This is a genomic window from Collinsella aerofaciens (assembly GCF_039062365.1).
In the GTDB taxonomy this organism is placed as follows: Bacteria; Actinomycetota; Coriobacteriia; order Coriobacteriales; family Coriobacteriaceae; genus Collinsella.
The window spans coordinates 45,031-55,092 of the sequence record NZ_JBCJBI010000014.1; the positions used below are offsets into that span (position 1 = coordinate 45,031).

A 10,062-nucleotide genomic window follows, 5' to 3' on the forward strand; every position below is an offset into this window, starting at 1 on the left:
GTTCGTAATACAAGATTCGCAGACCTTTAGCTTTGCGTATCGGGCGCTTTGTTTCTCGAAATGCCGTGGAAAGGTTACAGTAATCTAATACTGAACTTAATTTGCCGTAACAGAGGAACGTCCATGACCGAAGATATCCCCCTTGAAATCACTTCGAGCGACATGGCCAATCTGCCCATATTCATCGCCGTCCTTATCGTGGCCATCGTCGTGGTGCACGTATATTTTTCAATCAAACACAATGAAAAGCCGCCCATTGCCCGCGTCTTTTGGTGCGCGACGCTCCTCATCCCGCTCGGCATGGTAGCTGCATGGATTACGAATCAATTGCTCGTAAATGAGGACAATTCCCTATGGGTCCTTTCTTATTCGGCGCTCGGTGCTACCGCCGTCATACTTCTTGTCGAGCCCTTGGTTTCGGGACTTATCGACCAAACCGATCTTGCGACGGGAACGGTTGCCTGTATTTGCCGTGACATCCTTGTCATCGCCGCTGTTTCAGCGCTCTCGTTCGTTTCACTCGAAATTGCCTGTAACGAAACGTTCTATCGCATTCCCGCCAACTCATTCGGGTTTTCCGTCGGGCTGCTCGCGACGGCTCTGCTCTCCCTTTATTTGCTGGGACAGCGTCATGGAGGCGTCATGGCCCTCGTGCCCGTCGCCTGTTGCATCCTTGGCATTGCCGAGCACTTCGTCATAACGTTTAAAGGCGAGGCCATCCTGCCAAGCGATATCTTGGCCCTTGGCACCGCAATGGAAGTGAGCGAGGGATACGAGTTTACCTTTACCGCCGGAATCGTAACCTCTCTAGCCCTGCTGGAGATTTCCCTGGGGCTTCTTTCGCTTATCCGACCGAGAAAGCTCCGTACGCCCACCCATGTCTTCCCCGCAATCGCCGCTAACCTCTGCGCTTTTCTGCTAGTGACCGTTGTGGGGCTCTCGGGCTTTTCCAGCATCGACTTGGAGCAGGCGCTGAATTTTGGATTTGACCGTTGGCAGCCCATCACCACGTATGCGTCTCAGGGTTTTATCACTTCGTTCACCGAAATGGTCAACGAGTTGCCCATTGAGAAGCCCGAAGACTATACGCCCGATGAGGCGCAGAGCATCGAGCAGGAGCTCTCCGCCACCTACGACAGCACGTATGGCTCGAGCGAGCAGCGCGCGGCGGCCGTTGCCCAGTTCAATGAAATCAAGCCGACGATTGTTGCCGTCATGAACGAGAGTTTTAGCGACCTTTCGTGCTTTGAGCAGCTCCAGACGGCCGGGTACACCGGCCCCGCATTCTACAACTCGCTTCCCGACACACTTGTTCGCGGCACCATGCTCGCTTCGGTCGCCGGTGGCGGAACGGCGAACTCCGAATTCGAATTTTTGACCGGAGCGACAACGGCCTTTGTCGGATTAGGCAAAATCCCCTATCAGCTATATCAGATGAATGGTGTCAACAGTCTGGCAAAGGACCTTAAGGAGCTTGGGTATACCGCTACCGCTATGCACCCGCAAAACCCCGTCAACTACCATCGAGATAAAATCTATCAGCAGCTGGGCTTTGGAGACTTTCTTTCGATCGGCGATTTCGAAGGTGCGCCCTGTTACCATGCCGGCGTATGCGACTACGCCACCTATGACAAGATACTCGACCTGCTGAGGACCGACGACGCTCCGCAGTTCATCTTCGATGTCACGATGCAAAACCATGGCGGATACGATGTCGGCACCGTTCCCGCCGAAGAGCTGACAAACTATTGGGTCGAGGGAGCCAGCGAGGGCGCCAATAGCGCGCTCAACACCTATCTCACCTGCATCAACGCATCCGACCGGGACCTCGAGTACTTTATCAACGAACTCCGCAATATCGGCAGACCGGTTGTCCTTGTCTTTTTTGGCGACCATCAGCCGAGCGCCGCAACGACTCTCAACGACGAGCTGTACCCTCAGGAAGATACGGCAAGCCACGCTTTCCGTATCTATCAGTCGACATATTTTGTCTGGGCTAACTATGAAATCGCCGGCAATACCGAGCTCAACGTCTACGACACCGTCGGGGCAAACGAGGTTGCAGCCATTACCCTTAATAAGATCGGCGCCCCGCTCACCGACTATCAAAAGGCTCTGCTTGCAACAAGGTCAGATGTGCCCACCATCAATGTCGCCGGCTACCTTGGTGCCGACGGGCTGCGCTACGACTTGGAATCTGAAGACAGCCCATACGCCTCGACGATCGACAAGCTGCAGCGCATGCAATACCTCGAGTTCGCCAGCAAAGTTCAGTAAGCTCGCCCATTCGCTTGGACCCATCGTATTGCAAGCACGCTCGGCCCAAATGCATCGTAAATGACTCCCGCTCGCAAACGAGGGTACAATGACGCTCGTGTCACATCACGGGGCCCCGGCCCCAACATATACAAAGGAGTCATACATGGGTTGCGAGCACGCACAGGCCGCCGGCGGACAAACGTCGCCGTCGCAATTTGAGGAGAATACGCTGTCCGAGGTCAAACGCGTCATCGCCGTGCTTTCCGGCAAGGGCGGTGTCGGCAAGTCGTTTGTCACCGGTGCCATCGCCACCGAGCTTGCCCGTCACGGCCACAAGGTCGGCGTCCTCGATGCCGACATCACCGGTCCCTCTATCCCCAAGATGTTCGGTATGAGCGGACGCCACGTCCATGCCCTTGGCAACCTCATGCTGCCTGAAATCTCCGAGCACGGCGTCAAGGTCATGAGCTCCAACCTTCTGCTCCAAAACGAGACCGACCCCGTCCTTTGGCGCGGTCCGGTCATCGCAGGCGCCATTAGGCAGTTCTGGAGCGAGACCTCATGGGGCCCCATCGACTACCTGCTGGTCGACATGCCTCCGGGAACAGGCGACGTCGCGCTCACCGTCTTCCAGTCACTGCCCGTCGACGGCATCGTCATCGTCACGAGCCCGCAGGATCTGGTCTCGATGATCGTCGCCAAGGCGGTCAACATGGCCGAGAAGATGAACGTCCCCATTCTGGGCATCGTCGAAAACATGAGCTATATTGAGTGCCCCGACTGCGGCAAGAAGATCGAGGTCTTTGGCAAGAGCAAGCTCCCCGAGGTCGCAGAACGCTATAACCTCGACATCTTGGGCCAGCTTCCCATTAATCCGGCACTCGCCGAGGCCTGCGATAAGGGCGAGGTCGAGACCGCACTGCCCGATGGCATGTTGCCCAAGGCAGTCTCTGCCGTCGAGGCCATTACCCCGCACGAGACCGACGAGGCCTAAGTGAACACGAGCGCCTTCTATGACGTCCTGGTAATCGGCGGCGGGGCTTCAGGCCTCGCCGCCGCCATTACGGCCGCACGCGCTGGCAAAAGCGTCTGCATCGTTGAGCGCGATGTCGCCTGCGGCCTTAAGCTCCTTGCGACCGGCAACGGCCGCTGCAACCTCTCCAACGAATCGATTGATCCACAGCGGTATAACCACCCCGCATTCGTTGAATCCGTTATGGGCCCCCGGCCCGAACAAGAGCTTATGGGTTTCTTCTCCTCGCTGGGCATCATGACAACCTCCGAGAAAGGCCGGCTGTACCCGCGCTCCCTTCGCGCAGAATCGGTGCGCGACGCGCTTCTCAACGTTTGCGACCGCCTGGGTATCACCTTAATCTGCGGAGCCAACGTTGCCTCGGCGCACAAAGCTTCCGAAGGCTGGACACTCCAAATAGACCGTCCAGCGCGGGCGCTCAAGGCAAAAAAGCACGACGACCGAAAATCGGAGCTCCGCTCGCTTCGGAAAGCGCTCGCCGATGTCCCTCGCAAGAACGAGGCCCTGGAGGCACATGCCGTAATTATCGCCACGGGTGGCAACCCCACCGGTATCGCCGATACGTTTCGCCTCCCCCTCACTTCGCTGCGCCCCATCCTCTGCCCCGTATCGGCAACGGTCGTCGGCGATCGGGCGGCACTCAAGACGTTGGATGGCCTGCGCGTCCGCGCCCGCTTGACGCTCGCCCGCAATCATAATGAGCTCTGGCACGAAGACGGTGAAGTCCTGTTTCGAACCTTCGGCATCTCAGGCGTCGCTGTCTTCAACCTCTCCCGTCGTATCCAGCGCGGCGATACGATCCTGCTCGACGTTTTCCCCGACCTCTCTAAAGACGAGCTGCTCGATATGCTCAACCGGCGCGTTGAGCTGCTCGGCGGCTTTTCGCCCCGCAATCCCCGTTGGCTCGACGGTATGCTTGCCCCGCAACTCTCCCGCGTCGTCTGCACGGCGTTCGAGCAGTGCCATCCAGGCTCCAACGATGTCATCCACCTGGTCTCGATCCTCAAGCACTTTAAGTTGCTCGTCGAGGGAACAGCCGAGGAGCGCTCGGCGCAGGTCACGCGTGGTGGCGTATCTGTCGAGAGCATCTCAACACCCAGTCTACGCGCGCGCAGCGCTGTCGACGCCCCGCTTTACGTCTGCGGCGAAGCGCTCGACATCGACGCCGATTGCGGAGGCTTTAACCTTGCGTGGGCCTGGCTCTCGGGCATTCGCGCTGCAAGCAGTCTGTAGCCGCGCAGTCTATAATCAAAAACGCATTCGGGCCGTCTGGGATACCGGACGGCCTCTTTCTTGCCTCTAAGGAGACCTCGATGATCGAAATCACCCAAGTCAACGCGTCGCTCGATGAAGCCGGCGATGAAAATGCCTGCCTCATTGTTGGCAAGCGAGTCGCCAAGCGCGTCCTACGTTGCAAGGACTCCGAGATCAAGTCCATCGAGCTCCATCGCAAGTCAATCGACGCTCGCAAAAAACGAGACGTCCATTTTATCCTGAGCTTTCGTGTTGAGCTGACCAGTCCCCACCTCGAGCGAGAAGCGGTCGACAGCGTTTCCGAGCGTGACCGCTCGCGCGCACGCGCGATAGAGGACGATGGGTCTTCATTCCCCTCCCCCGTCTCCGACGCACCTCAAGAATGCCCTGTCGTTGTCGGTGCCGGATGCGCTGGCCTTTTCGCTGCACTCACCCTTGCCGAAGCGGGTCTTAAGCCCTTGCTCATCGAGCGCGGCGACCCAGCATTTCGCCGCTCGCATGCGATCGATCTCTTTCTAAAGGAGCGCATCCTCGACCCCGAGAGCAATATCCAGTTTGGCCTGGGCGGCGCGGGGACCTTCTCGGACGGCAAGCTCAATACGGGAACCAAAAATCCCGCCCATCGCCTTATCCTCGAAACCTTCGTCGAGGCGGGCGCGCCCCGCGATATTCTGTGGGATGCCAAGCCGCACATTGGCTCCGACATCCTTCCCACGGTTGTCACCGCTATATCCCAGCGCATCGAGCAGCTCGGAGGTGTCGTCCGTTATCGAACAAAGCTCGTCGACATTCACATCGACGCGTCTGGCGCCATTACCGGTATTGATGTCCAATCGTCCCAAGACGCCGCTTGCGAGCCAATCGAGACAAAGCACCTCATCCTCGCCTGCGGGCATTCTGCTCGCGATATTTTTGAGCTCCTTAAGGACCACAACGTGGCCCTCGCACAAAAGACCTTTGCCATGGGCGTTCGCATCGAGCATCCGCAGCGCGACATCGACCGAGCCCAATATGGAGCCTTGGCGGGACATCCTGCCCTCGGAGCAGCCCCCTACAAGCTCGTCGCCCATCTTCCCAACGGCCGCAGCGTGTTCTCGTTTTGCATGTGCCCCGGCGGGCAGGTTGTCGCCGCCTCTTCCGAGCAGGGCCACCTGTGCGTCAACGGCGCCAGCCTCAATGCCCGCGACGGACGCAACGCAAATGCCGCCCTGCTCGTTAACGTCACGCCTGAGGACCTTCCCAACGATGACCCGCTCGCCGGCATCGAGCTCCAGCGTGCCTGCGAGGCGGCCGCCTATCGCCTGGGCGGCTCCAACTGGAACGCACCGGCACAACTCGTCGGAGATTTCCTCGCAGGACGCGCCAGCAAGGCGCCCGGAAAGGTAAAGCCCACCTATCCGCTCGGTGTGACCTGGACGGCAATTGACGAAGCTCTGCCGCAGCATATCGTCGAGTCGCTCCGCCTGGGACTTCCCCTACTCGGAAAAAAGCTACGAGGCTATGACCGCCCCGATGCCGTTCTTACCGGCGTGGAGACTCGTTCGAGCTCACCGGTTACTGTCACCCGAGACCGAACGTGCCATGCCGTGTCGACCCCGGGCCTCTACCCTTGCGGTGAGGGAGCTGGATATGCCGGCGGCATCATGAGCGCGGCCACCGACGGCATCCGTTGTGCCGAAGCCCTGATCGCAGACCTCTAGCGCACGAATTCCAACACGCAAAAGACACAGGCCCCGAGCTCCACAGGGAACTCGGGGCCTGTTCGCTATTTCTTAAACCGTGCACCCTGGCGTTTTCTGCCCGATGCGAACGTGGAACCCTTGCGGGCCTGCGAACGCAAGCGCTCGATCGTCTCGTCCTCAGACGCACCCTCGAGCATCGCCCGAATCTGAACGACGGCATCGCGCAGGCGCGCCGCCTCCTCAAAGTCCATGGCGGCAGAAGCGTTACGCATATCCTCTTCCATGGTTTCGACGATCCGCACAAGCTCGTCATGCGGCAGTTCTTCCAACTGCTCCGCAAGTGTCTGCTCGGGCGCCACCGTTTCCGGCACGCCGCCCTCGCCCGACTCATCGGGCGTATAGAATGCGCCATGGCCAAGGGAGTCGCCCTTCGAGCGCCCCTTGGAACCCACGGTTTTTTCGGCTTCGGCAATAAAACTTGAGATGTCGTTGATGGCTTTGCGCACCGTCTTGGGCACAATGCCATGTTCTTCGTTATATGCCATCTGAATCTCGCGACGGCGCTGCGTCTCCTCGATGGCCTCTTTCATCGAATCGGTCACAACGTCCGCATACATGATGACTTCGCTATCGGCGTTACGGGCCGCGCGGCCAATCGTCTGAATCAGCGAACGGCGGTTGCGCAAGAAGCCTTCCTTATCGGCATCGAGAATTGCCACCAGTGAGACCTCGGGAAGATCCAGGCCCTCGCGAAGCAGGTTGATGCCAACGAGAACATCGATCTTGCCCTCGCGCAGCGTTCGCAGGATCTCGACACGGTCCATCGTCGCTGTATCGGAGTGCATGTAATTGACCTTAATGCCGGCATCAAGCAGATGGTCGGTCAGGTCCTCGGCCATGCGTTTGGTCAACGTGGTCACCAGCACGCGCTCTTTGCGGGCAACGCGCTCGCGAATCTCGTCCTCAAGATCGTCAATCTGGCCTCGGACCGGACGAACGTCGATCTTGGGATCGAGCAGGCCGGTCGGACGAATGATCTGCTCCACGTCGTTTTGGCTCACCCGCAGCTCGTAATCGCCCGGCGTGGCCGAAACATAGATAAACTGGGGTATCCTTGCCTCAAACTCATCGAAACGAAGCGGGCGGTTATCGAGCGCCGAGGGCAGGCGAAAACCGTGTTCCACCAGCGTCACCTTACGCGAGCGGTCACCTTCGTGCATGCCGCGAATCTGCGGCACCGTCACATGGCTCTCATCGATGATGCAGAGCATATCCTTGGGAAAGTAATCGATTAGGGTAAACGGCGGCTCACCCGGTTTACGACCGTCCAGATGACGCGAGTAGTTCTCGATGCCGTTGCAAAAGCCCATCGTCTCGAGCATCTCAAGATCATAATCGGTGCGCTGCTGCAGACGCTGCGCCTCGAGCAACTTGTCGGTCGCCTTGAGCTCCGCCACGCGCTTCTCGCACTCTTCGCTGATCGATTTCAGAGCCGCCTTGACCTTCGGCTTCTCGGTTACGTAGTGCGATGCCGGCCATACGGGAATAGCCTCGTACTCACGAAGCATCTCACCGGTGACCTCATCGATCTCGGCAATCAGCTCGACCTCGTCGCCAAAGAACTCAAACCGCAACGGATGCTCGGCATAAGGCGGATACACGTCGACAACATCGCCGCGCACGCGGAACGTGCCGCGTGCCAAGTCATAGTCATTGCGATCATATTGAATGTCGATAAGTGCATGGATAAAGTCATCGCGCTCGAGCGGCACCTTCTTGTCGACGTTCGGTGCCAGGCCCGCATAGTCCTCTGGAGAGCCGATGCCATAGATACACGAGACCGATGCGACGACGATCACATCGCGTCGAGAGAGCAGCGATGCGGTCGCCTGATGTCGCAGCATCTCGACCTCTTCGTTAATCGAGGAGTCTTTCTCGATATATGTATCGCTTTGCGGCACATACGCCTCGGGCTGATAGTAGTCGTAGTACGAGACGAAGTAGACCACAGCGTTGTTGGGAAAGAACTCTTTGAGCTCGCTCGCAAGCTGAGCGGCGAGCGTTTTATTCGGAGCCATGACCAGCGTCGGCTTTCCCAGGGCCTCAATAGTCTTTGCCATCGTGAAGGTCTTGCCCGAACCAGTCACGCCCAGCAAAACCTGATAGCGGTCTCCGTCCCTCACGCCCTGCACAAGCGACTCAATGGCCTTAGGCTGGGAACCGGCAGGCTCATAGGGAGACACGACCTTAAACGGCACGTCAGAGCCTTCAACGCCAAAGCGCTTAAGTTCACCACCAACGCGTTCTACTTCAAATTCCGCCATGGATACTCCTAACTCATATATCTGCAGTATACGCAGGCGGCAGGCATAGTCCTATACGAACCGATCGGGATAGAGGGTCTTGTAGCGAACCCAGGCATTATTGACACGAATCAGATACGCCTGCGTCTCGGGAAAGGTGATTGCATTATGAAGCGACGTACTCTGCTGCGCCCATCCGTCGACATTGCCCATGCCGGCGTTATAGGCGGCAATGGCACTGTCAGTCGACCCGTTAAAATACGCTAGAAGATACGAGAGATACGCACAGCCAAACTCGATATTCGTAGCCGGATCGTTAAGGTTGTCGGCCGAATACTCGCCACCGTCGACAAGGCCCTTGGCGATCATATCCTGGGCAGTCTCGGGCATCAGCTGCATCAATCCCTGAGCACCCTGATTCGACTCGGCCTCGGGATCCCAATTCGATTCAGACTTAATGACAGCGCACACCAGATACGGATCCAGATTATGCGAAATACTGGATTGCTTTACATACGCCTCGTAGTCAATCGGATACAGCGGCTTAAAGAAAGCGGCAGGAGCATACGAGTAAACGAATGAGATAAGGCCGAAGGCAAAAACGGCAGCCAGCGGTATAAGGCGATACCACGTAAGGAAACGTGTCTTAGGCATCGGCCTCCTCCTTATCCACTACATCCCCGAACCCATGGCGCGAAAGCCATGCGTCCAGTTGTTCAAAGAGCGAGTTATCGTCTGCCGCATTGTCAATCACAGTTGTAGCGAGATTGCACAGCGCAGACTCTTCGGGCTGGCAAGCAGAACGGGCATCGAAATCAGATGGCTCCATGCCACGTTGAATAGCGCGCTCGCGACGAACTGACAAAGGGGCGCTGATGACCAAAATTTCATCAGCCAAGCCAAATGCATCCTCAAAACCAGTCGGAGCAGATACCTCGACCACCGCAAAGCGATAACGAGGAGATGAAACCGTACAACAAACCGGATCGAGAATCCTAAGCGAAAGCTGTTCAATGAGAACAGGATGCACGATGTCATTGAGCCGTGCGACCGAATCAGGAGAAGCGAAAGCTCGAGAAGCGAGGATGCCACGGCGAATGCCGCCTTCCTCATCCAAAATGTCCCAACCGAATTCATCCGCGAGTGCATTGACGATATCAGAGCCCGGCACATACAGCGATTTTGCAAGCTCATCCAGATCGATTAGCATAGCGCCACGAGATTTGAAATAGCGGCAGGCAGTCGACTTACCCGAAGCAATATTGCCCAAGACAAATACGGTAAACATCAAGCCCTCCCTAACGCCAATGCGAGTAATTATCGCTCAAATACACTAGATGGACTCAAAATACAGCCAAACAGTAAGAGCACATATGGGGGAGCTAGGTCCCAAAGTATAACGTGTATACAACGTAAAAAAGGGGGAGGCCGCGAGGCCTCCCCCTTCTCAGTTCGATGACGGCTCGGTGCCGTCCACCGGTCAGCGGCGCCCTGGCCTCCCACGGGCTGACCCCGCAGTACTCTCGGCGCG

Annotated in this window: 7 protein-coding genes; 4 read left to right on the forward strand and 3 right to left on the reverse strand. The window is 57.7% G+C overall.

Going from position 1 to position 10,062, the window contains the following annotated elements:
- The first annotated feature begins 123 nt into the window (after positions 1-123).
- The 4 genes from ABCN01_RS07810 to ABCN01_RS07825 all read left to right on the forward strand — a co-directional run bounded on the left by ABCN01_RS07810 (position 124) and on the right by ABCN01_RS07825 (position 6,246).
- A complete protein-coding gene (locus ABCN01_RS07810; protein WP_342996664.1) occupies positions 124-2,277 on the forward strand; it encodes an LTA synthase family protein in 2,154 nt (717 codons plus the stop codon).
- Positions 2,278-2,422: 145 nt separating this feature from the next.
- Positions 2,423-3,253 carry an Mrp/NBP35 family ATP-binding protein gene (locus ABCN01_RS07815; RefSeq protein WP_022094864.1) on the forward strand — a complete coding sequence of 277 codons (831 nt, stop codon included), beginning with the start codon at positions 2,423-2,425 and terminating at the stop codon, positions 3,251-3,253.
- Positions 3,254-4,525: an NAD(P)/FAD-dependent oxidoreductase gene (locus ABCN01_RS07820; protein ID WP_342996665.1), complete on the forward strand. Its 1,272-nt coding sequence runs from the start codon at positions 3,254-3,256 to the stop codon at positions 4,523-4,525.
- Between the two features lie 80 nt (positions 4,526-4,605).
- Positions 4,606-6,246: an NAD(P)/FAD-dependent oxidoreductase gene (locus ABCN01_RS07825; protein ID WP_342996666.1), complete on the forward strand. Its 1,641-nt coding sequence runs from the start codon at positions 4,606-4,608 to the stop codon at positions 6,244-6,246.
- A gap of 65 nt (positions 6,247-6,311) precedes the next feature.
- On the opposite strand, the gene uvrB is transcribed toward ABCN01_RS07825, so the two are convergent.
- Genes uvrB through coaE form a run of 3 tightly spaced genes read right to left on the reverse strand, consistent with a single transcriptional unit; the run spans position 6,312 to position 9,819 of the window.
- Positions 6,312-8,552 (reverse strand): excinuclease ABC subunit UvrB, encoded by a 2,241-nt coding sequence (uvrB, locus tag ABCN01_RS07830; RefSeq protein WP_342996667.1) that lies wholly within the window; start codon positions 8,550-8,552, stop codon positions 6,312-6,314.
- Positions 8,553-8,603: 51 nt separating this feature from the next.
- Positions 8,604-9,185 carry a lytic transglycosylase domain-containing protein gene (locus ABCN01_RS07835; protein WP_022093787.1) on the reverse strand — a complete coding sequence of 194 codons (582 nt, stop codon included), beginning with the start codon at positions 9,183-9,185 and terminating at the stop codon, positions 8,604-8,606.
- A complete protein-coding gene (coaE, locus tag ABCN01_RS07840) occupies positions 9,178-9,819 on the reverse strand; it encodes a dephospho-CoA kinase (RefSeq protein ID WP_342996668.1) in 642 nt (213 codons plus the stop codon). Before coaE ends, ABCN01_RS07835 begins: the two co-directional genes overlap by 8 nt.
- Positions 9,820-10,062: the final 243 nt, after the last annotated feature.